The following is a 22671-nucleotide window of genomic DNA, read 5'->3' as shown; positions in this document are numbered from 1 at the left end:
GATGTTTACCACCTAAACAACGCCCCCCGCATAAAAATCAATAGGCATGGCCAATTCCCTGAATACCCTGAAAAATCCATCAATTTCCAGCAACACAGGTAACAAACAGAAACATTGCTCCGCCCTGCCTGGTACTTCTGTTGCTTGCTTATTAAATTGTCGTTGAGTGGAGAATCCAAGGCCTGAGCCCGATGAATGATCTCACTGGTTGTATACACGAACAGCGCGGCTGCCTGCCCAAGTGGTTTGGGGATTTCGAGCTTTCCTGTGAATTCCAGCCGATCGTCAGCCCAACGCACCGTCGGACCATCGGCTTCGAGGCACTGGCCAGGCCCCGCCGCGGAAATGCGCGCGTCTCACCCGCTACCCTGTTCTCGGAAGCCGAATCGGACGGCCACGAGCCTTGTCTCGATATCGCTCTCTGGCAACAGGCGCTCCATACCTACGCCGCAACCAGACCGAACGCATGGCTGTTCCTGAACCTGAGTGCGGCAAGCGTGGTGGATTCACGCACCGCGCCGGACATCCTGGCGCACCTCGTGCACCAATTCGGCCTCTCCTGCGACCGGATTGTGCTCGAGATCGTGGAAGACGCCGTCAGTGACCAGCCAGCACTGGCACGATTCGTGACGGGATGCCGAAGCCACGGCTTCCGGATCGCGATTGATGACTTCGGCGCCGGTGATGCCCACTTCGAACGGATCTGGCGCATCCGGCCGGACATCGTAAAGATGGACAGAGCGATGGTGGTTCACGCCGCTGAGAACGATCGCGCCTTCAGGCTTTTCCTGAGCCTGATCCGGATGATCCGGGAAAACGGCAGCCTGGTCCTCGTGGAGGGACTGGAAACCCGTGAGCAGGCGGCCCTTGCCTGGGAATCCGAGGCGGATTTCTACCAGGGATTCTGGTACAGCCATCCCCGCGCCGAATTGGAAACGGCCTCGGCGGAAGCGGAACCACGGCTTCAACAGGCTCAGAAACACTTTACGGCCCTTAACGACCAGCAGGAATCGGAACAGATCCAGTGCCTTCGCACCCTGCGTCACGAGATACTTGAGACCTGTCACCAGATTGCCGGCGGCACTGCCCTCCCAGAAGCCGCAACGCATCTGCTCACGTGCCCTGGCGCCAAACGGTGTTACCTGCTGGACACCCGCGGCGTACAACAGGGCCAGACCGCCTTCGCTGCCGGCTACGAAAGCAGGGGCTCAGCCTTCAACCCCCTACTGAGCGCCGAGGGGGCCAGCTGGTCTCACCGGGAATACTTCCGCAGTGCGACGAACCGGCCCGGCGAGATCCATCTTTCACGCCCTTATGTGGCACTGCCCGATTCAGCAAGGACGGTCACCGTTTCACATATGACCTTCACGTATTACGGCTACCGGATCCTGTGCCTCGATATCCATCCCGAACAGGCGTTTCCAGGGTCTCACCACCACCTTCCGCATCATATCTAGAGCATCAGTGACGCATTCAGAAAGGAGGCACCGTCCAATGATGATCCTAAGCCTTCCCGGAGGTCTGCTTGTTCAGGAAGCCGGGCTCAGGGGCGTCATCCGCCTTCTGGTCGGACTCGTTCTGGTGAGCCTGGTTGCGCCGCTCGTCTTGCCCTGGCCGATTGCCTTCGGGCTGGTTGTTGCCGGCGCTCTGATCGCTATTTCCGTCCTTCTCCTTGTCCTGCAGGAACTCGAGGCATCCGGCACCCCCGCCAGCCAGAGGAGTAAGTGGTTGGCCGGGGTTTTCGAAACGTCTCACGGTCACAATGTGGCGGAAGCCCAGCGGAACAGCCACGGGCTGCAGCAGCGGCTCGACGAGATCGCCCACGCTGCCGGCGAGGTGGCCCAAAGCGCGGAATCCGTCACGCAGAACGCCCAACAGCAGCATGAGGCCGCCGAGACCGCCGCCTCAGCTATTGAACAGATGAACGCCAGCATCAATGAGATCGCGGGTATCGCGAACGAATCCCGGGCCAGTAGCCTGCACGCCAGCGAGACCCTGGCGGACGGTATCCATAAACTCACCGAGCTGGTGGGGAATGTTGACAGCATGGCGCAACAGGCGCAGGCGACCAATGCACTGATGGCGGAGTTGAATGACTACTCACGCCGCATCACGGAGATGTCCACCACCATTCGCGGCATCGCGGACCAGACCAACCTGCTGGCACTGAACGCCGCCATCGAGGCCGCGCGAGCGGGGGACTACGGGCGTGGGTTTGCGGTGGTGGCGGATGAGGTGCGCCAGCTCGCCCGTTACAGCGAGGAGTCCGCGTCCGAGATCGACCGCAATAACCAGTCGGTTCTGGAACACATCGACACAGCCACCCAGCGGATCGGCCAGTTGACGGATAAGGCGGACACAAGCGCCAGCCGGTCCAGCGAGGTCAGCAACCTCCTGGCGCACGTTCAGGAAGGCGTGAACACGTTGACGGACCAGGTGATCCAGGTCGCAACCAGTACCGAACAGCAGAGCCAGGCGATCACCGAGATCGCAACGCTTGCGGATCGGGTGCGGGAAGGCAATGGCGACAACCTCGAGGCGGCCCGTCAGGCACGCACCATGGCGACACACCTTTCCCAGCTGACGGAGTGACCCATGCTGCCCTTCCCAGCAGAATCACTGTTGCTCCCAATTTTGCTCCTTGCTGCCACGGCCGGCCTCATACCGGCCCTTTTGATACGACAGCATTACCGGCATCAAAGGTTCCAGCGGATACAGCTGGCCCGCCTTCAAAGCCTGAGGGACCTGATCCTGAACCTGCAACGTCATAGGGGCCTGAGCACAGGCGTACTCTCTGGTGACTCAGGCATGCGGGCCGAGCTGGACAACCGGCGCTATCAACTGGATCGGATCATCCGGGAGGCACCGATGGATGATGCCCGCTACGCCGAGCGCTGGTCGGGCATTGCGGACCATTGGTCACGCCTGCGCCAGACCGACAACCACACAGTCGAGAACAACTTGGACCAGCATCACCAGATCATCCGTAATGCCCTCTTTCTGATCCAGGATGTCGCCGCGGACGACCGGGTAGCGCCCCACCCTGCCAACCAGCGCTGTATCTGGAACGAAGTGCTCGAGGCAGCGGAGTGGTCGGGCCAGGCCCGGGCACTGGGAACCGGCATGGCAGTAGCCGGCACCAGTTCGGCAGCCCAGCGAGTACGCATGCGGTTTCTCAGCGATAAAATCCAGGACCTTTCAGGCACGGCATTCGAAACCCTGAAGGATGCCCCATCCTCGAGCGTCAGCAACCAGCATCTGAACGAGGCGCAGCAGGCGGTTGAACGCCTGCTGCATGAGGTCGAGAACGAACTGCTGACAGCCGATCCCATCGTGATTCCCGCCAAGACCTATTTTGACGACGCCACGGCCACCGTGGATGCGCTCTTCACGCTGGTGGCGGACACGCTCGGTGCCATGGCCGAACACAACAGGCCCCGTCAGAGGTGACGGGCGTGAAACCGCAGATGATCCTCAATGAAGCTCGCAATGAAGAAATAGGAGTGGTCGTACCCGGGCTGGTACCTCAGGGTCAGATCAGCGCCGGCCTCGGTGCAGGCAGCCTCAAGGGCTTCAGGCTGGAGCTGCCCGGCCTCAAGGAAGTTGTCCGCATCCCCTTGGTCGACCAGCACCGGGTGAGCGGTACCTTGGGAGCGGATCAGCTCACTGGCATCCCATGCCTTCCAGGCCTCACGGTCATCGCCCAGGTAATTCCCAAAGGCCTTCTCCCCCCAGGGGCAGTTGACCGGGTGACAGATCGGCGCGAATGCGGACACGGACTGGTAGCGTTCCGGGTTGTGGAGCGCGCACACCAGGGCGCCATGGCCGCCCATGGAATGCCCTGAAATAGCCTCCTGCCCGTTGAGCGGGAAGACGTTGTGCACCAGGTCGGGCAGTTCCTCCACGACATAGCTGTACATACGGTAGTGCTGGTTCCAGGGCGCCTGGGTGGCGTCCACATAGAAACCGGCACCGGAGCCGAAATCGTAGCTGTCATGCTCACCGGGAAGGTCCGTCCCGCGCGGGCTGGTGTCCGGGCAGATAATCGCCATGCCCAGTTCCGCCGCCACACGGTGGGCACCGGCTTTCTGCATGAAGTTCTCGTCCGTGCAGGTCAGGCCCGAGAGCCACCACAGCAACGGGACGGACTGTGTTTCGGCCTGCGGCGGCAGGTAGATCCCGAAAACCATATCGCAGTCCAGGACCTCCGAGCGGTGGCGGTACCGCCGGAGCCAGCCACCGAAGCTCTTGTTCTCTGAAACCAATTCCAGTGTATCGGTCATGGATGCTCCTCAGTAATGCAGGACGGTACGGATGCTTTCGCCGCGGTGCAGCAGCTCAAACGCCTCGTTGATTTCCTCGAAGGGCATGTTGTGGGTGATGAACTCGTCGATCTTCACCTTGCCCTTCATGTAGTCATCCACATAGGTGGGCAGCTCACTGCGCCCCTTCACGCCACCGAAGGCGGAACCTTTCCAGACGCGCCCGGTCACCAGCTGCACGGGCCGGGTACTGATCTCCTCGCCGGCACCGGCAACGCCGATGATGATGGATTCGCCCCAGCCCTTGTGGCAGCACTCCAGGGCGGAACGCATGACGTTCACGTTGCCGATGCACTCAAAAGAGTAGTCCACGCCACCGTCGGTCTGGTCGATGATGACCTGCTGGATCGGGTCGCTGTAATCGTTCGGGTTCACGAAGTCGGTGGCGCCGAACTGGCGGGCCAGGTCGAACTTCTCCGGGTTCACGTCGATGGCAATGATCCGCTCAGCACCGATCATCTGGGCCCCCTGGATCACGGCCAGGCCGATAGCGCCGAGACCGAAAACGGCGATGGTCGAGCCGGGTTCCACCTTGGCGGTGTTGTGCACGGCGCCAATGCCGGTGGTCACGCCGCAGCCGAGCAGGCAGATCTTGTCCAGCGGTGCTTCCTTCGAGACCTTGGCCAGTGACACCTCGGGCAGCACCGTGTACTCACTGAAGGTCGAGCAGCCCATGTAGTGATGAAGGGGCTTGCCGTTGAGCGAGAAGCGCGAGGTGCCGTCCGGCATAACCCCCTGCCCCTGGGTGGCACGCACGGAACTGCAAAGGTTGGTCTTGCCAGAGCGGCAGAACTTGCACTGGCCGCATTCAGCGGTGTAGAGCGGGATGACGTGGTCGCCGGGCTGCAGACTGGTCACGCCCTGCCCCACTTCCTGCACCACGCCGGCGCCTTCGTGGCCGAGCACTGAGGGAAAAAGCCCCTCCGGGTCCGCGCCCGAGAGTGTGTAGGCATCGGTGTGGCAGACACTTGTTGCGGCCATGCGCACCAGGACTTCGCCCTGCTTCGGGCCTTCCACATCGATTTCTTCAAGTACCAGGGGCTTGTTGGCCTCCATGGCGAGTGCGGCGCGTGATTTCATCGAAATCCTCCGGAAGCGGTATGCGGGTTTATTGATTGGTATGGCGCAGTATAGGTATCTATGACCAGCGCTTTAATGCACCATGCGACAAAGGATTATTGCTGGAGAGCAACAATGCAGCACTGGGACCGGATCGAGGCCTTTGTCCAGGTGGTGCGGCAGGGGTCATTCGCCAACGCCGCCCGTCACCTCGGGGTTTCAAGCTCCCATGTCAGCCGCTTGGTAACCCGGCTGGAGACCCAGCTTGATACCCAGCTTCTGTATCGCACCACCCGCCAGCTGGGGCTGACAGACGCGGGCGAAGTGTACTTCAACCACTGTGCGCACCTGTTCGATGGCTTCCAGGAGGCGCTCAACGCCATCGGCGATTACCAGCAACGACCAAGCGGTGTCCTGCGTCTCACCTGTGCCGCCACTTTCGGGGAGCGCTACATTGCGCCACTGGTCAATAACTTCCTGCTCCGCCATCCCCAGCTGACTGTCGACCAGGAGTACACCAATCGCTGGGTGGATATCGTCAATGAGGGCTTCGATGTGGGGGTGCGTGCCGGCTCCATGCCCAGTTCATCGCTGATCGGGCGTCGACTGTGTGACAGGCGTGAATACGTTGTCGGTTCTCCAGCCTACTTCAGGCAGCGACCGGAACCTGAGTCGCTTGATGATCTCGCCAGCCACAATTGCCTGGTGGGTTCCAACGACTACTGGAGCTTTGACGTCGCGCAGCAGCACCGGGCGCTCAGGGTCCACGGCAACTGGCGGGGCAATTCCGGGGAGGCGCTCCTGGATGCGGTTCTCAAGGGGATCGGACTGGCACAGCTGCCGGACTACTACGTGCGGCACTACCTGGAGACGGGCGAGCTGATTTCAGTGCTCGACGACTGTATGTGCACTCATACCGCTGTCTGGGTCGTGTATCCCCGGCATCGGCATGTTTCCCCCAAGGTGCGCCAGTTCGTGGATTTCCTGGTCGAGAACATCAACGCCGACGAAACACCTCAGTAACCCTCAATCCCCGGCTCGTCCTGTTCGAGCAACTGGCTTTCATCCTTCAGCGAGACGCCCGTCAGGCCAAGCCGGAGTGCGCCCTTGACCAGGTACATCATGGTGTTTGCCGCCATCTCCGGTGCCTGGCCACCGTCCCGGATATTGGAAAGGCAGTTTCGCTCAGCATCCGTCATACCCGGGCGTGGGCCATAGGTCAGGTAGGCACCCAGGCTGTCAGCTGCCGAAAGCCCCGGACGCTCCCCGATGAGTACGACCACCAGCTTTGCGCCGAGGCTGGCGCCGATCGGATCACCGATGGCCACGCGCCCCTGGCGGGCCAGGACGATGGGCGCGAGACTCAGCCCCTCCCCGGCAGCCAGCCTGCCAAAGGCCTTAATGAGCGGAACCGCGTTCTCCGCAACCGCCAGGCCGGACAAACCATCCGTAACCACGATGCTGACATCCCAGGAGGCCCCTTCCATTGCCTCAAGCCGCTGGCTCTCACCCTCCGCCAGCTGTCTGCCCAGGTCCGGCCGCCGCAGGTAGACCTCACGCGACCCGGCCGCGCTGGCTACCTGCGCACAGGCGTACCCGAGTTCTTCAATGCGCGCCTTCAGGGCATCGAAATCGAGTTCGTAGTAGACGGCATCGCGGGCCCGGGCCCAGTCGTACTGGAAGGCCAGCAATTCCCTGGTCCCCAGGCTTGAGCCTGCAGTGTCCAGGGCGATCCGGGCGTTGGTCAGTTCACGCAGGCGACGGTAGGCGGGAGGCAGCTCGCGATTCATGTCGACGTCTCCATGGCAGCGGGCAACTGCCGTGCATGCTCCAGAAGCTTCTGGTCATGGGCAGGAGACAGAAGGCGATCCTGGGCATCAAAAACGCCCATGGCCTGAAGCCACTGCTCGAACTCAGGGGCCGGGCGTTTACCCAACAGCTGGCGGATGTAATTCACATCGTGAAAGGACGTGCTCTGGTAGCCCAGCATAATGTCATCCGCGCCCGGAACCCCCATCACGAACTGGCAACCGGCGGTCGACAGCAGCGTCAGCAGCCCGTCCATATCGTCCTGGTCCGCCTCCGCATGGTTGGTGTAGCAGACATCGCATCCCATGGGCAGGCCCATCAGCTTGCCGCAGAAATGATCCTCCAGCCCGGCACGGGTGATCTGTTTGCCATCCATCAGATACTCCGGGCCGATGAACCCAACCACCGTGTTCACGAGCAGTGGGTCGAATTCGCGGGCAACCGCATAGGCACGTGCCTCGCAGGTCTGCTGGTCAATGCCATGATGGGCGTCCGCGGAAAGGGCACTGCCCTGCCCGGTTTCAAAATACATAACGTTCTGGCCAATGCTTCCGCGCCCGAGCTCAAGCGCTGCTTCATGGGCCTCCCGCAGCAGCGCCAGGTCAATCCCGAAGGCACTGTTCGCAGCTTCGGTTCCCGCGATCGACTGAAAGATCAGATCGACCGGTGCATTGCGCTTCATGGCTTCAATCGCCGTGGTGACATGCGCCAGGACACAGGACTGCATGGGAATGGCGTACGCCTGACGGAGATCATCCATCAACTGGGTCAGGGCAATGTAGGATTGAACGTTGTCCGTTGCCGGATTGATGCCCACAGTGGCATCGCCGCAACCGTTCAGGAGCCCATCGAGAATGGAAGCGGCAATCCCCGTCGGATCATCGGTGGGGTGGTTCGGCTGAAGGCGGGAACTGAGCCGCCCTTCTCCCCCAATGGTATTGCGGAACCGGGTTTGCACACGGATACGGCTGGCCACGAGAATCAGGTCCTGGTTACGCATCAGTTTGCTGACGGCGGCAACCATCTCGGGGGTCAGTCCGGGCGACAGCCGCGCCAGTGCCTCACCATCAGCGTCATACCCCAGCAGCCAGTCCCGCCACTCGCCGACCGTCATATGGGCGATCGGGCGAAACGCCTCTGTATCATGCCGATCCATGATCAGGCGCGTCACCTCGTCCTCGTCATAGGGGATGATGGGTTCCTCGAGAAACCGGGCCAACGGCACGTCGGCCAGCGCCATCCGGGCCGCCACCCGTTCCTCGGCTGATCCGGCGGTGACGCCCGCCAGCTGGTCTCCCGAACGGAGCGGACTCGCCCGCGCCAGCAGCGTCGCCAGATCCGGAAATGTGTACCGCCGTGAACCGAGATCGACTGAATAGCCCTTCATCTGTGCTGCCCTTTTCCACTATCTTGCTGGCATTACCATGCAAGTTGGCTGCCACCCCTTCGGCTCATTCCCTGGGCGAGAAAATGGTCACAGCGAGAAACCGGATCGGGACCCTGGCGAGTCGCTCCGGCCCATGGGGAACCTGGGCGTCGAAGGTGAACGAATCCCCGGGTTCCAGGGTGTAGACGTGCTGACCGTGGCGGTAATCGATCCGTCCCTCCAGCATGTGGATGAACTGAACCCCCTCGTGCTGGAAGGTGGGGAACGCTTCGCTTTCGTCATCCATGGAAATCAGGAAGGGCTCGAAGTTTCTCTGGTGCCCCCGGTTGTACGCCAGCAGGTGATACGTATGCCCTTTCTTGGTGCCGCGACGCACCACCTCGAGCCCATCTCCGGCCTTGACGTGCTGGGCACCGCCCTCCGGCGAATCGTAATCCCGGAACAGTTGCGACAGGGTCAGGCCAAGCACGCTCGTGAGACGTGCCAGGGAGTCGAGACTGGTTGCCACCTGACCGTTTTCGATCTTGCTGACCATCCCCCTGCTCAGCCCCGCCAGCTCCGCCACGTCCGCGATCGTAAGCTCCTGGTTGATGCGTTTCTGACGCAACACAGTCCCGATGTAGCTCTCAAGCCCCATCTGGCGGTCTTCGTCCACGACCCGTGTAGCCAGGGTCTTGGGCACGTAAGGATCTTTCGTCACGGCAACCGTCACCTTCTGCTGATCAAAGTTCACCTCAGGGCCAGCCTGGCCCCAAGTGTGAAGAATCAGTATAGCAAGGGGCTCCGGTCAACTAGGTTCCCATTCCCGGAATCCACTCCGTACCCGCGAGCGGCACCCGTGCCATGGCGGCTGCCTCCATGTTGAGCGCGACCAGATCCTCAGGTTCCAGGTTATGCAGGTGCGATTTTCCACAGGCACGCGCGATGGTCTGGGCTTCCAGGGTCATCACCTGCAGGTAGTTGGCTAGGCGTCGTCCGGCCCGCTCTGGGTCCAGCCTGGCGGCCAGCTCCGGATCCTGGGTCGAAATACCCGCGGGATCCTGCCCGGCCTGGTAATCATCATAGAAGCCGGCTTCCGATCCGATCCGCTGGTAGTCCTCACTCCAGCGTGGGTGATTGCAGCCCAGGGCAATCAGGGCGGCAGTCCCGATTCCCACTGCATCCGCCCCCAGTGCCATGGCCTTGGCAACATCCGCACCGCTGCGGATGCCACCGGAGACAATCAGCTGAACGCGCCGGTGCATGCCCATCTCCTGCAGTGCCTGGACCGCCTGGGGAATGGCCGCGAGAATCGGGATGCCAACGTGCTCAATGAACACTTCCTGGGTGGCCGCCGTGCCGCCCTGCATCCCGTCCAGCACCACCACATCGGCACCGGATTTCACCGCCAGCTTCACATCGTAATAGGTGCGGCTCGCGCCCACCTTGATGTAGACCGGTGTCTTCCAGTCCGTGATCTCCCGCAGCTCCTCGATCTTGATGGCCAGGTCATCGGGGCCGGTCCAGTCCGGATGCCGGCAGGCGCTACGCTGGTCAATTCCTGCCGGCAGGGTGCGCATCTCAGCCACGCGCTCACTGATTTTCTGGCCCATCAGCATGCCACCGCCACCCGGCTTGGCACCCTGACCAAGAACCACCTCGATGGCATCCGCCATACGCAGATGGTCCGGATTCATGCCATATCGTGAGGGCAGGTACTGATACACAAGGTTTCGGGACTGGCCGCGCTCCTCGTCGGTCATGCCGCCATCGCCGGTGGTGGTACTGGTCCCCATGGCCGAGGCACCACGTCCAAGTGCTTCCTTGGCATTGGCGGAGAGGGCCCCGAAACTCATACCCGCGATGGTCACGGGAATATCGAGGTGCAGTGGCCTGCTGGCATAACGGTCGCCCAGAACCACATCGGTGGCGCACTTTTCCCGGTACCCTTCCAGGGGATAGCGGGACATGCTGGCGCCCAGGAACAGCAGGTCATCAAAGTGCGGCAGATGGCGTTTGGCCCCGAAACCGCGGATATCGTAGATACCCGTGTCAGCAGCGCGCTGGATCTCATGGATGGTCCGCCGATCGAAGGTTGCGGATTCGCGAAGCCCCCAGTCCTCGGTACGCTCACTCATGGCTGTCTCCTTGTTCGATACCGGCATTGTCGACGTGAAAGTTGTAGAGCTTGCGGGCCGATCCATAGCGGCGGAATTCGCCGGGATCAAAATCCATATCGGCGTGCGCCAGCAGCCCCCTGAGTTCTTCCCGGTGTTCCTCACGCATGGGCTTTTCGATGCAGTCCGCCCCAAGCGATTCCACCTGCCCCCGGACATAGAGCCGGGCCTCGTAGATGGAATCACCAAAGGCTTCTCCCGCGTCCCCACACACCACGAGCCGGCCGGCCTGCCCCATGAAGGCACTCATATGGCCAACGTCACCACCCACGACAATGTCGATCCCCTTCATCGAGATCCCGCAGCGGGCCGAGGCATTGCCCTCGATGACGAGCAGGCCGCCATGGCCGGTGGCACCGGCGGACTGCGAGGCGTTGCCGCGCACCCGCACAAGGCCCGACATCATGTTCTCGGCCACCCCCACCCCCACAGTCCCGTTGATTACAACGGTTGCGTGCTGGTTCATTCCGGCGCAGTAATACCCGGCGTGACCATCGATGGTCACTTGCAGTTCGTCGTTCAGGCCGCAGGCAAGCGCGTGGCGGCCGTCCGGATCACTGACATACCATTCGGTACCATCGTCCATGGCCCGGGGATCGTGAAGCGCTGAGTTCAGCTCGCGTACTGAGTGCTCAGCAAGACTCAGTTTTTTCATGTTCCCGTCTCCTCACTGGCCTGCTGGGCGTTTTCCCAGACATAAACCCGGCCCGGCTCGGGCTCCCAGACGCGTGCGCCGGCGATGCCGGGCAGACGCGCCAGTGCCCGGTATTCCGAGGCCATCGCCACGTAGGCATCCGTCTCCGCAAGCACCGCCGGCTTGCAGGCAATGGGGTCACGCAGTACGGCAAACCCGTCCCGCGTGCCGATGGTGAAGGTGTAGAAGCCATCAAGATCCTGGATCGCACTTTCCAGTGCCTGGGTCAGGGTCTCGCCCTCACGGAGCTTCCAGGTCAGGTACGCCGCGGCCACTTCCGAATCGTTCTCGGTTTCGAACGTCATGCCCTGGCGCTCAAGCTCCAACCGCAAGCGGTTGTGGTTCGACAGGGATCCGTTATGCACGAGGCAGAGATCCAGCCCCGTGGTGAACGGGTGACTGCCCTCCATGCTGACCGCACTCTCTGTCGCCATACGGGTATGCCCGATGATATGCGAGCCCTTCATACCGCTCAGGGAGAACCGGTCGGCCACCAGCCTGGGGTGCCCTACCCCCTTGAGAATCTCGATACTGCGGCCCACGCTCATGAGGCTCACGCCCGGGGCGTTACGGGCCAGCCACTCACGCACCCGCTCCTCCCCGGACCCGCTCTTGATCACAACCGCCGTGGCGTTGCGAAACCAGCTCAGCGGGTTACCAAGGTCCCGCTCCATGGCGGTAACCAGTCCCTCCCAGTCGTAGCCCGGCTCTTCGCTCTGCAGCGTGAACTTGAGCTGGTCGGCAGGCACTTCGTCTCCATAGATCGCAAAACCCGCGCTGTCCGGCCCCCGGTCCGCCATTGCCAGCAGCATGGGCTCGAACAGTTCACCCAAACGCGGCTCAAGCGACGGGTCTTTCAGATACAGTCCAACAATTCCACACATGGTTCTATCTCCTGGCCTCCCCGGTTCAGAAAAACTCCGCGTAACGCGTTACTTCCCAGTCGGAGACATGACGGCTGTACTCAATCCACTCATCCCGCTTGATCCGCAGGAATTCGCTGACAATGCCCTCGCCCAGCGTTTCACTGAAAAGCAGATCCGCCTCAAGCGCATCCAGCGCCTCATTGAGGTTCTGCGGGAGAAGGCCAATGCCGGCTTCTTCCCGCTGTTCGGGAGACAGGTCGTACAGGTTGATGTTCTGGGCCTTACCCGGGTCAAGCTTGCGTTCAACCCCGTCCAGCCCCGCGGCGATCATAGCGGCGGTCACCAGGTAGGGATTACAGCCCGAGTCCGGCAGACGGAACTCAAGCCGGCCATAGGGCACCCGCACCATAGCCGAGCGGTTGTTGTCGCCGTAGGTGATGTACACAGGCGCCCAGGTGGCACCGGAACTGGAGCCGCCCACGACCAGCCGCTTGTAGGAATTGACGGTGGGGGCTGCAAAGGCGCAGAGCGCGGGCGCATGCTCCAGAAGCCCGCCCAGGAAGTTGTACGCCAGGGGCGACAGCCCCAGCCCCTGGGGATCGTCGTCATCACCGAACAGGTTGCGCCCCTGCTCATCGGTAATGGACATGTGGTAGTGCATGCCGTTGCCCGTGCGGTTCGACATGGGCTTGGGCATAAACGAGCAGACCATTCCCAGGTGGTTGGCGATTTCGCCCGCCCCCATCCTAAGCAGCACAAAGCGGTCGGCGGATGTTAGGGCATCGCTGAACCTGTAGTTGATCTCGAACTGGCCGTTGGCGTCTTCGTGGTCGATCTGGTAAACCTCGAAGCCGACCTGCTGGAGGCTGGAAACCAGCTCCTCCAGGAAGGAACGGGCACGCGAAAGGCCCTTATAGTCGTAACAGGGTTTGTCGAGGTTGTCGGTATCGTCCACCAGTCGCAGCTGCCCGGACTCATCCCGCATGAACAGCGAGAATTCCGGCTCCAGGCCGGTATTAAAGGTCCAGCCCCGCTCATTCAGCCGTTCCAGCTGTCTCTGCAGGACATACCGGGAATCGTAGGGATGGGGTTCGTTATTGACGTAACCCGTGCAGGCCAGGCGTGCATAGCCCGGCTGCCATGGAATCGGGGTCAGCGTATCCAGATCACCCCTGGCCATGAAGTCCGGACCATGGGGCTCGATCCCCAGCCCCCATACCGCGAATCCCGCGAAGCCGGCACCATCCTCGACCACATTCATGAGACAGTTCGCCGGCACGGACTTGGTCTTGGCAACACCGTGGATATCCACGAACTGCGCCAGCACATAATGAATGTCATTCTCCGCCAACAGCGTTTCAGCATCTTTCGGCAACATCGTCACACTCCTCTCGCTCAATTGAATCTCTGATACCGGTCTGCAATGACCGCATCCAGAACACTTCGCAGGTAGTCACCCAGTGACGGGTCACAACCAACCAGAACGCCGCCTTCGTCGCTGCCCGTGACGTACAGCCAGGCATCAACACCGGCCATGCTTCCCATGAACCAGTCCCCACTCCCCATGCGGTGCATATCGTGCGAGCACAGTTCACTCATGACCTCACACCAGCTTTCCCCCTGAAGCCGCAGGATCCGGTCGCAGCGTTCAAAGCACCAGGGCGGCATGGATGCTTCGCCCGGTGTCCATCCCAGGCGATGCCCCACCAGGTACTCCCTTGCGCCCGTCCGCGCCACGAAACCGGCCTCATGCGGCAGGGCTTCCAGCTCACCGGGCGGCGTGGGCAATCCGTCGCGAGCAAGCGCCTCGGAGGCGCCCGGGCCCACCAACTGGTGGAGCGACAGCCGATGTTCCTCGGTTACGGTTAGGCTCATTGGTGACTCTCCTCACTGCTGTCCGGGTACCCGGCAAACTGGCGGCGGCCCTCCGGGTCGTAGAAAGGCGTGGTCATGCGCCAGGCGCTCACCATCCGGCCCTCGTCGATTCGTATCTGAAGGGGATCCCCGCGCTCGGCCAGGGCCCGGTCCACCATCGCCAGTCCAATGGGATGACCGAGAATGGGGCTGGCGGCCACGCTGGTGACGCGGCCCGCTATCTCGCCGTCCTCGATCACCAGATGGCACTCGCGGGGCAAGGGGGAATCCGCGGGAAGCGCAAAACCAACCAGCTGCTGGGACTCGCGCCCCTTCAGGTGAGCCAGTGCCGGACGCCCGCGGAAGAACGGCTTCTTCAGGTGAACAGACCAGGGCATACCCGTGTTGAACGGGGTAGTCAGTCCGTCGGTATCCTGCCCGACGATGATGTGCCCCTTCTCCAGGCGCAGAATCCGTTGTGCTTCCACTCCGAAAGGCCGTATCCCGGACTCAGACCCTGCGGCCATGAGGGAATCCCAGATGGTCCCCATCACAGACGCCGGTGCATGGATCTCATAGGCCAGTTCCCCGACGAACCCCACCCGAAGGAGGCGTACCCGGGCCTCGCCGATCCGGGCTTCGCGGACGCCCAGATTGGGGAAGGCTTCTTCATGCAGTGGCGTATCCACCAGGGACTCCAGCACACGCCGGCTTTCCGGCCCTGCCAGGTTCACCGCCCCCATCTGTCCAGTGCGATTGACCACGTGGACATCCAGCCCCCACTCGAGGGCGTGGCGCCGAAGCATTCGATAGGTGGCAGCCGCATGCCCGCTGGTTGCCGACAGGTAGAAGTGATCCTCGGCCAGGCGCGCTACAACACCGTCATCCTCGATCACGCCGGATTCGTCAACGATCAGTCCGTAGCGCGTCATTCCGGACCGCAGGTTCCCCATGCGCATGGTGTAGGAGCCTTCCAGCAGCCGGGCGGCATCCGGCCCGAAAACCTCGATCTTGCCCAGCGTCGACACATCGATCACACCCAGCGCGTTCCGGACTGCCTGAACCTCGTCAGCAATGGCAGCCTCTGGCTCCCTTGTGCCGCCGTAGTGGGCCACCCTGAGCCACTCGCCAGCTTCCATGAATTCGGCGCCGAGCTGCTGATGGCGATCGTGCAGCGGAGAAAGGCGCCTGGGCCGGAAGCGGCGGCCCGCCAGATCCTCCAGCCGGACGGGGTGATACATGGGGCGGGCGGTTGTGGTTCCGGTCGCATCCATGCCCTGGCCCATGTACCGTGCGAGAACCCGGATGGCATTGACGTTGGAGTGCTTGCCCTGGCTGGGCCCCATGCCCACGGTGGAGTAGCGCTTGAGAAGCTCGACGTTATCGAACCCCTCACGGGCGGCCTGCTCGAGGTCCTTAAGCTGCAGATCCTCGTCGAGATCCACGAAATTACGGCCCCGGGGATGGCGGGATACCGGCCACGCCGCGCCATGGGCCACGCTGTCGCGAAACAGCGAACGCGCCCGATACCCAGTTTCACCTTCCATGGCCGCAGTCAGGCAACGCACAGCCTCGCGGGCATCGTCCCGCTGCTGCTGGAGCGTGAAGGCACCATTGAGACGCCCCGCCGGAACAACCGTTTCGGGCCACTCAGAGGGGACCTGCATCTCCAGAGTGTCGTCATAACGCAAGCGACCGCCGGCCTGGTACAGCAGATGGGCAGCCGGTGCCCAGCCAGTGCTGACAAGAACACCGTCGCAATCAATGCGATCCACTGGTGACGATCCGCCGTCAGTCCCGATCAGGGAAACGCCGCTAACCGAGTTCCGACCATGCACTTCGTGAATGGTGGTCGCCGGCCACAGGGGCACTCCAGCACGGGTCAGTGCCCGCGCGTGCTCACTGTCACTGCCGGATTCCCCACAGATGGCAATGCCACGGATGCGAACGCCAGCTTCCTGCAGCTGACGGGCGGCCGCGTAGGCCTCGGGATTGGCGGCCAGCACCACCGCCTCCCTGCAGGGCATGATGCCGAAACGCTCCAGCAGCCGTTGGGCGCCCGAAACCAGCATCACGCCCGGGCGGTCGTTGTTCCGGAACACCGCCGGCTGCTCGAGCAGCCCAGCTGCCACCACCACGCCACGAGACCGAACCTTGACGATGCCATCCGGGGTCGCCACCGGAAGCCAGTGATCCTCGTAGTACCCGAGCACTACCGACGAGGTCATGACGGTTATACGCGGATGGGCGTCCACCTCTTCAAGCAGCTGCCCAAGCCACTGCCGGGCATCAGCATCCCCGCCCCACTGGTACCCGAGTGACCCTCCCAGGACCGGGTTCTCATCGGCCAGGATGACCTCAAGACCCTGAGCGGCAGCCTCAAGCACGGCACTCATTCCGGCGGGTCCGCCGCCCACCACCATGACATCGCAGTGGCCATAGCGTTTCGGCCTCCGGCGGGCCGACCATTGCATGTTGACCCGTCCCAGACCTGCCCGCTCGCGGATCATCCGCTCAAAGAACGGAAACAGCGAGCGTGGCCGGTGAAATGCCTTGTAGTAGAACCCGACCGGCATGAAACGCCCGAACCAGTCGAGGTAACGATCACGGTCCTTCCTGAGACCGCCACGCGCGTTGACCGGGTGCAGCTCCATGCCATCCTGAACAGGCGTTATGTCACCCCGGATGTTGGTATCGTCCCCGGTTTCAAACAGCGCGTTGACGTCGTGATTCGCCATGCTGACGACACCGCGTGGACGGTGGTACTTGAAACTGCGCCCCAGCAGCGAGACCCCGTTGGCAAGCAGTGCCGATGAAATGGTGTCCCCTGGATGAGCGGTGTAGGAGTGCCCCTCGAACTGGAAACGCAGCTTACGGGAACGATCGATCCACTCGCCGGGCCGGGGTTCATAGCATCGGAATGGCATAGGCCACCTCCTCGGGCTCAACAGTCCTCAGGATGTCGTTGGTCGCCGTATTCCGTTCCAGGACAAACCAGCGACCGGTCGGCCGGTGGTACCACCACTCGCGCAGGACCCCGGGAGCCCCGGCACGGTAGAAAACATGCTCGGCCAGCTGGTCAGGCGTCGGATCCTCCACGGGCGGGGCCCCTACTGCCCCGCCGTAGGTGAACTCAGCAGCCGGGCGTGGCCCGATAACCGGACAATCGATGATCTTCATAGCGTCAATGCCCCACTGAAGCGGCTCCCTTTTCCCCGACCAGTTCAAAGTCGCGGAAACGGGAGTAACGGAAAGGTTCGATCAGCTCATGGTTACGGCCGGTGGCCACGGTCTCCGCCATGGTCTTGCCGCTGATGGGAGTCGCCTTGAAACCCCAAGTACCCCAGCCGGCGTCCAGATAGAAGCCAGACAGCGGCGTGGTTCCCATGATCGGCGCGAAATCCGGCGTAAGATCGCTCATGCCGGCCCACTGGCGGACCACTCGCAGCCGGGAGGTAAACGGCATCAGGTCGACGATGTTGTCCGCCAGCCCCTCAACGAACCCGAATGTGGAACGGGTTGAATGAAGCACGAAGGGATCCACCGCCGCACCCATGACCAGCTCGCCCCGCGAGGACTGGCTGAGATAGAGGTGGAGGCTTCCGGACACCACGATGGTGTTGAGAAAGGGTTTAACCGGCTCCGTAACACAGGCCTGCAGGGGGAAAATCTCAATCGGCGTGGGCAGCCCAACCATGTCGGTGATGATGGGCGTTGATCCCGCCACCATTGAAATCACCGAGTCGCACTCAATCGTGCCCCGGTCGGTGGTAACGCCACGCACCCGCCCCCCGGACTGCTGGATGCCAGTGACCCGGGTTTTCTGGTGGAGCTCCACGCCACGCGCCGCGGCGGCACGACCATAGCCCCAGGCAACCGCGTCATGGCGTGCCACTGCCCCCGGGGCGTGATAAAGGGCCCCCATCACTGGCTGCGAGCCACCGCAATCCGGATCCAGGCCCGGGATTGCCTGCGTCACATAGTCGCGATCGACCACATGGCTTTCCACGCCCTGGTGCCGGTTGACCTCCGCACGCCAGCGCATGGTGCGCATGGCGTCATCGGAATGTGCCAGGGTGTAATGGCCGCGTGTGGAGTAGAACAGGTTGATGTCCAGGTCCTCGGAAAGGTCCTGGAACAACCGCAGGCTGGCATCGTAGAAACGGACCCCCTCGGGCGTCAGGTAGTTGGAGCGCACGATGGTCGTGTTCCGCCCCGTATTACCGCCGCCCAGATAACCCTGCTCAAGAACAGCGACATTGCGGATGCCGTGATCCCGCGCCAGGTAGTAGGCGCAGGCCAGGCCGTGGCCGCCGCCGCCGATGATGACCACATCGTAGTGAGACTTAAGCTCGCCGGGCTGAGGGAAGAACCGTGGTTCATCGTCCGTCCCTTTCAGTCCCAGTTTCAGCAGATGCAATGACATAGCACACCTATTGGAAAATGACGGTTTTGTTGCCGTGGATAAGGACCCGGTCCTCGAGCTGATAACGCAGTGCCCGGGCCAGTACGGTCTTCTCCACATCCCGGCCGAGCTGGACCATGTCCGCGACCGTGTTGTGGTGATTAACCCGCACAACGTCCTGCTCAATGATCGGGCCGGCATCGAGATCGGGCGTCGCGAAATGGCTGGTGGCGCCGATGAGCTTCACGCCACGCTCTGCCGCCTGCCGGTAGGGATGGGCACCGGCAAAGGACGGCAGAAAGCTGTGATGGATATTGATGATCTGCCCCTGGTAACGCTCGCAGAGGAAGGGCGGCAGGATCTGCATATAGCGCGCGAGGACAATGGTGTCCGCCTGCCTGCGCTGGAATATATCGTCCAGGGCGACGAAAGCCGCTTCCCGATCCTGCGGATCCACAGGAAGATGGATGAACTCGATCCCGTGCCATTCCACGAAGTCGCGCAGGTCCGGGTGATTGGACACAACACAGGGAATATCAAACGCCATATCGCCGCTGCGCCACCGGTACAGCAGATCCGAAAGGCAGTGGGACTCGCGGCTGGCCAGGATGATCACGCGCTGGCGCTTTTCCGAGTCGGTAACCCGCCACTGCATGGAAAACCGGCGGGCGATGGGAGCCAGCACCTCCCTGAACCCGTCCCCATCAAAAGGCAGGCTGTCGGCACTTACCTCGTAGCGCATGAAAAACCAGCCGTGATCCGGATCCGCAAACTGATGGGCTTCCGTAATCCAACCACCGTGCTGGGCGACGGCATCCGTTATGGCGGCCACGATACCCAGATCATCGGGACAGGACAGTATGAGTCGGTATCTGCGATTCATTGGATGATAGTTTCTCATTAATCAACTTTGTTTCATATAAAGAATGCAATCCCCTTGCCAACTCACAGCTTCACCACACCGCCCTTCAGAGAAACGGGAAAATCTTTTGATTCAGAAATCTATGGAACAAAGAAAGAAACCGACCTGACCACTCCTGCACTTTCTTTGTGCGAATCTTTTTTTACTGACCTAAAAAAACGCATGCTTCTTCGCCCTGCCGGCGGTGTAAAGAAAGAGTCCGGCATCCAGGGCTGTAACCGGGTGAAAGCCATCAGTTGCCTGAAAGAAATACGGGCGGGTCTCACCTGCAGTGAGCGGTATGGTTCGGAGCGGGTATTCCTGTACGAAAACAAAAGAAGCCCTGGGAACTCCAGGGCTTCGAGTACCCCCGAGAGGTCTGTGCCGCTCAACTCGCACACAGCCTCCCCGGGGATTGGTTGATGGTCCTGCGGGGTCAGATGTTGGCGCCCCGCATTCCCCCTTCCTTCACCAGGTCCGGGTCCAGGGACCGGAACGTCTGGTTCTCATGGATGATCATCCGACCAAGAACCCCGATCCCGATCCCAATGGCACCCAGCAGGAACAGCCACATTCCAGCTGAGCCGGGCCCGAAGGTGAATACCGCATTAGCCCCTTCCCACGCAGCAAATGTACTAGGATCCATAGTTCAACTCCTTCTTTAACAGGTTGATACGATGGGTCGCCAGCCAGGGCGACCCTCATGCATCCTCCAGCTCACTGGTTCGCGCGGGCTGGGATGGATGATTCCGGATAGGCCACGGACGGAACTTCCACCGCATCCAGACCAATCTTTTCGACCTCCTCGGGTACCCGAAGGACTCCCAGGGATTTCATGGCAAGTGACAGCCCATAGCCAGGAACAAAGCCAAGCGCCATCATCACGACTGCACCGATCAGCTGCCCGATGAAGGTAACGTCCGGCAGATCGCCCACATTCGGATAACCGTGCAGGAAGATCCCGGAGGCAATAAGGCTCCAGACACCGGCGAAACCATGAACCGAGATAGCGCCCACCGCATCGTCGATACCGGCTTTTTCAAGCATGCGACCGCCAATCGGTGCGAGACAGCCGCCGATGAAGGCAACCAGGAAGGCAACCGGCGGATAATAGACATCCAGACCCGCCGCCGCGGAAATGATCCCGGCAAGGGCGCCGGACATCATCCAGAAAGGCTCACGGCTGATCGCGTAGGCACCGATAACGCCACCGGCAAAGCCCATCAGCGTATTGAAACCAAACGCGGACAGGTTCGTTGGGTTGCCATAGATGGTGGTCCAGTCACTACCCACGTTGTAGATGATGCAGCCACCCAGGAAGCCAAAGAAGCCGACGATGATCAGCATCAGACCAATCAACGCCATGGGCAGGTTGTGCGGACGGATATCATTGATCTCACCATTGGGGCCGTATTTGCCCACGCGCGCACCCAGGTTGATCAGCACACCCAGCGCAAAGAACCCGGCCACGGTGTGAACGACCCCAGCGGCTCCGATGTCGTGATAGCCCAGCTCTGTCAGCAGCCAGCCGTCCGGATGCCAGCCCCAGGCGCCGCCCAGAATCCAGACGCCGGCCCCGAGCACGCACGCCAGGATCACATAGGCACTCAGCCGGATCCTTTCAATCGCTGCCCCCGAAAGGATTGATGCCGTGGTGGCACCAAACAGGGTAAAGGCAGCCCAGAAAACCCCGGTTCCCTTGTCCGATAGGTTGGGCCCCATATTCGAACTCCAGGGGGCGGCTGCCGAAGCGCCTTCCGTTATCGTGAAACCTCCGGGAAAAGCGTTGTAGATCCACCAACCTACAAAGTAAAAAGCCGGAATCAGGTAGGCCAGTGCCAGGATATTCTTGACCCCTGCCGTCAGCGAGTTCTTGACTCGTGACGCCCCCATTTCATAGGCAAGAAAGCCGGCGTGAATAAGAAACATGATGGCGGTACACCACCAGTAGTAAATCTCCATATCGACGGCGCTCAACAGCTCCACCGTTGATTGCAGTTGACTCAGTTGCTCTTCCATCAGCTCCACTCCCGCAGTTGACAGGCACTTCTTTTACTACAAAGAAACTATGTTTCTTCCCCGTTATTACCTATGCAAGCTGCGGGCCACACAGGGTCGAAACGAAGCGATGCCCCGTTTAACTTCCCTGGAATTCAATGGGTTGAGGGGGAAGGTGCTGAGATGGGAGCGAACGCAGAGGACAGCCAGAGCCCTGACCGTGCCCCAATCACGGGCGTGTCGGGGTCTGGGCTCTTCAGGACAGTGCACAGGGTGCGCTCTGAGGGGAGGATCAGGGGCAGGCTGCAGCCGTATGGGCGGTGGCTTCACGGGGCCAGGTCTCGATCACGGCCGCTGTTACCACCATGACGGCGCCCAGCACCATCCAGCCACCCAGGTGTTCCCCGGCAAGCAGGACCGCTGAGACCATACCTACCACCACTTCCCCCATCAGCAGGATCCCCACACGGGCAGGCTCCATCCGCTGGGCGCTCCAGAGAAAGGCAGTCAGCGCGAACGCCCACCAGACCCCGCCAAGAAACAGCGCCCAGGCCACGACTCCGCCCAGATTCCCGGAACTGATACCAGGCATAGCCACACCATCGAGAGCCAATGCCAGCAGGAGTGCAGTAATTAGGCCACCAAGGCAGAACACGAAGTTACACTCCACGGCACTCAGACCCGGCTGGGTCCGGATGCCGGTTGAGGAGATCGCCCAGACAAGCCCGGACATCAATGCCATCCAGTCACCGATGCCGCTGGGCAGTGGTATGCCGCCGTTGGATGGGCCCATGACCAGCGCGATCCCAACAAACCCCAGCACAATGGCCCCCACGCGCCAAGGTGTAATCGGCCATCCGAACCACAGCCGGCCGATCAGGGTGCTCCAGATCGGGGTCAGGTAAAACAGCAGGATAACGACAGCCACCTGGCCATAAAGAAGCCCATTCGAGTACAGAACGAACGCCCCACCACCGGCTCCCGTGACCATGAGCGTACCCAGGCCCGTCCGCCGGATCCGGTGGCGAGAGGGAATAACCCAGGGCGCAAGCAGCGCACAGGCAAAGAACAGGGCACAGACCGTTGCCCAGGAGCCAAGTGGTGCCGCTTCATTGATCTGACGCAGCGGAAACCAGTAGGTGCCCCACAGGCAGCCCACCAGAACGACAACGACACTCCCCAACCGGGCCTCTTTCATGTCAACTCACCTCGGCTGGACA

At 61.7% G+C, this 22671-nt stretch carries 21 protein-coding genes; 4 read left to right on the top strand and 17 right to left on the bottom strand.

What is annotated here, in order from left to right; translation table 11 throughout:
* Positions 1-191 precede the first annotated feature (191 nt).
* The 3 genes from H4I92_RS12860 to H4I92_RS12850 are packed head-to-tail and all read left to right on the top strand — an operon-like array spanning position 192 to position 3450.
* Positions 192-1457, top strand: a complete 1266-nt coding sequence (locus tag H4I92_RS12860; protein ID WP_077530972.1) for a sensor domain-containing phosphodiesterase — start codon at positions 192-194, stop codon at positions 1455-1457.
* Positions 1458-1494: 37 nt separating this feature from the next.
* Positions 1495-2592, top strand: a complete 1098-nt coding sequence (locus H4I92_RS12855) for a methyl-accepting chemotaxis protein (RefSeq protein ID WP_077530971.1) — start codon at positions 1495-1497, stop codon at positions 2590-2592.
* A gap of 3 nt (positions 2593-2595) precedes the next feature.
* Positions 2596-3450 carry a nitrate- and nitrite sensing domain-containing protein gene (locus H4I92_RS12850; RefSeq protein WP_077530970.1) on the top strand — a complete coding sequence of 285 codons (855 nt, stop codon included), beginning with the start codon at positions 2596-2598 and terminating at the stop codon, positions 3448-3450.
* Here the strand turns inward: H4I92_RS12850 and fghA are convergent.
* Together fghA and H4I92_RS12840 are read right to left on the bottom strand one after the other, a co-directional pair.
* Positions 3441-4283 (bottom strand): S-formylglutathione hydrolase, encoded by an 843-nt coding sequence (gene fghA, locus H4I92_RS12845; protein WP_077530969.1) that lies wholly within the window; start codon positions 4281-4283, stop codon positions 3441-3443. The two genes, H4I92_RS12850 and fghA, sit on opposite strands and share 10 nt — an antisense overlap.
* A 9-nt stretch (positions 4284-4292) precedes the next feature.
* On the bottom strand, positions 4293-5402 hold the full coding sequence (locus tag H4I92_RS12840; RefSeq protein WP_077530968.1) for an S-(hydroxymethyl)glutathione dehydrogenase/class III alcohol dehydrogenase: 1110 nt from the start codon (positions 5400-5402) through the stop codon (positions 4293-4295).
* 114 nt (positions 5403-5516) lie between these two features.
* On the opposite strand from H4I92_RS12840, the gene H4I92_RS12835 reads away from it, so the two are divergent.
* Complete coding sequence (locus H4I92_RS12835; protein ID WP_077530967.1) at positions 5517-6404, top strand: LysR family transcriptional regulator; 888 nt, start codon at positions 5517-5519, stop codon at positions 6402-6404.
* On the opposite strand, the gene eutC is transcribed toward H4I92_RS12835, so the two are convergent.
* The 15 genes from eutC to H4I92_RS12760 all read right to left on the bottom strand — a co-directional run bounded on the left by eutC (position 6398) and on the right by H4I92_RS12760 (position 22649).
* Positions 6398-7171 (bottom strand): ethanolamine ammonia-lyase subunit EutC, encoded by a 774-nt coding sequence (gene eutC / locus H4I92_RS12830; protein WP_077530966.1) that lies wholly within the window; start codon positions 7169-7171, stop codon positions 6398-6400. The genes H4I92_RS12835 and eutC overlap by 7 nt on opposite strands.
* The gene (locus H4I92_RS12825) at positions 7168-8577 is read right to left on the bottom strand and encodes an ethanolamine ammonia-lyase subunit EutB (RefSeq protein WP_077530965.1); all 1410 of its coding nucleotides are present in this window, start codon (positions 8575-8577) and stop codon (positions 7168-7170) included. The genes eutC and H4I92_RS12825 overlap by 4 nt, the downstream gene beginning before the upstream one ends.
* Positions 8578-8641: 64 nt before the next feature.
* Entirely contained in the window at positions 8642-9277 is a 636-nt protein-coding gene (locus H4I92_RS12820; protein ID WP_245800907.1) for a helix-turn-helix domain-containing protein, read from the bottom strand.
* A 91-nt stretch (positions 9278-9368) separates the two neighbouring features.
* On the bottom strand, positions 9369-10694 hold the full coding sequence (locus tag H4I92_RS12815) for an FMN-binding glutamate synthase family protein (protein WP_077530964.1): 1326 nt from the start codon (positions 10692-10694) through the stop codon (positions 9369-9371).
* Positions 10687-11388, bottom strand: coding sequence for a hypothetical protein (locus tag H4I92_RS12810; protein WP_077530963.1), 702 nt, complete (start codon positions 11386-11388; stop codon positions 10687-10689). The genes H4I92_RS12815 and H4I92_RS12810 overlap by 8 nt, the downstream gene beginning before the upstream one ends.
* Complete coding sequence (locus H4I92_RS12805) at positions 11385-12311, bottom strand: class II glutamine amidotransferase (RefSeq protein WP_077530962.1); 927 nt, start codon at positions 12309-12311, stop codon at positions 11385-11387. The genes H4I92_RS12810 and H4I92_RS12805 overlap by 4 nt, the downstream gene beginning before the upstream one ends.
* A 25-nt stretch (positions 12312-12336) precedes the next feature.
* A complete protein-coding gene (glnT, locus tag H4I92_RS12800) occupies positions 12337-13671 on the bottom strand; it encodes a type III glutamate--ammonia ligase (RefSeq protein WP_077530961.1) in 1335 nt (444 codons plus the stop codon).
* Positions 13672-13688: 17 nt separating this feature from the next.
* A complete protein-coding gene (locus tag H4I92_RS12795; protein WP_077530960.1) occupies positions 13689-14168 on the bottom strand; it encodes a hypothetical protein in 480 nt (159 codons plus the stop codon).
* Positions 14165-17074, bottom strand: a complete 2910-nt coding sequence (locus H4I92_RS12790) for a 2Fe-2S iron-sulfur cluster-binding protein (RefSeq protein WP_077530959.1) — start codon at positions 17072-17074, stop codon at positions 14165-14167. Before H4I92_RS12790 ends, H4I92_RS12795 begins: the two co-directional genes overlap by 4 nt.
* A complete protein-coding gene (locus H4I92_RS12785; RefSeq protein ID WP_077530958.1) occupies positions 17055-17327 on the bottom strand; it encodes a sarcosine oxidase subunit delta in 273 nt (90 codons plus the stop codon). Before H4I92_RS12785 ends, H4I92_RS12790 begins: the two co-directional genes overlap by 20 nt.
* 4 nt (positions 17328-17331) lie before the next feature.
* Positions 17332-18573 carry an FAD-dependent oxidoreductase gene (locus tag H4I92_RS12780; RefSeq protein ID WP_077530957.1) on the bottom strand — a complete coding sequence of 414 codons (1242 nt, stop codon included), beginning with the start codon at positions 18571-18573 and terminating at the stop codon, positions 17332-17334.
* Between the two features lie 7 nt (positions 18574-18580).
* Positions 18581-19435 (bottom strand): formyltetrahydrofolate deformylase, encoded by an 855-nt coding sequence (gene purU / locus H4I92_RS12775; RefSeq protein ID WP_143512688.1) that lies wholly within the window; start codon positions 19433-19435, stop codon positions 18581-18583.
* A 454-nt stretch (positions 19436-19889) separates the two neighbouring features.
* Positions 19890-20099 carry a hypothetical protein gene (locus H4I92_RS12770; RefSeq protein ID WP_143512685.1) on the bottom strand — a complete coding sequence of 70 codons (210 nt, stop codon included), beginning with the start codon at positions 20097-20099 and terminating at the stop codon, positions 19890-19892.
* A 71-nt stretch (positions 20100-20170) separates the two neighbouring features.
* Positions 20171-21472 (bottom strand): ammonium transporter, encoded by a 1302-nt coding sequence (locus H4I92_RS12765; RefSeq protein WP_077530955.1) that lies wholly within the window; start codon positions 21470-21472, stop codon positions 20171-20173.
* 271 nt (positions 21473-21743) lie between these two features.
* The gene (locus H4I92_RS12760) at positions 21744-22649 is read right to left on the bottom strand and encodes a DMT family transporter (RefSeq protein ID WP_077530954.1); all 906 of its coding nucleotides are present in this window, start codon (positions 22647-22649) and stop codon (positions 21744-21746) included.
* Between the last annotated feature and the right edge of the window lie 22 nt (positions 22650-22671).

Source organism: Vreelandella halophila, assembly GCF_019903425.1.
Taxonomy (GTDB): domain Bacteria; phylum Pseudomonadota; class Gammaproteobacteria; order Pseudomonadales; family Oleiphilaceae; genus Halospina; species Halospina halophila.
The sequence above is the reverse complement of the archived record's forward strand: the minus strand, read 5'-3'. Positions and strand labels throughout refer to the sequence as shown.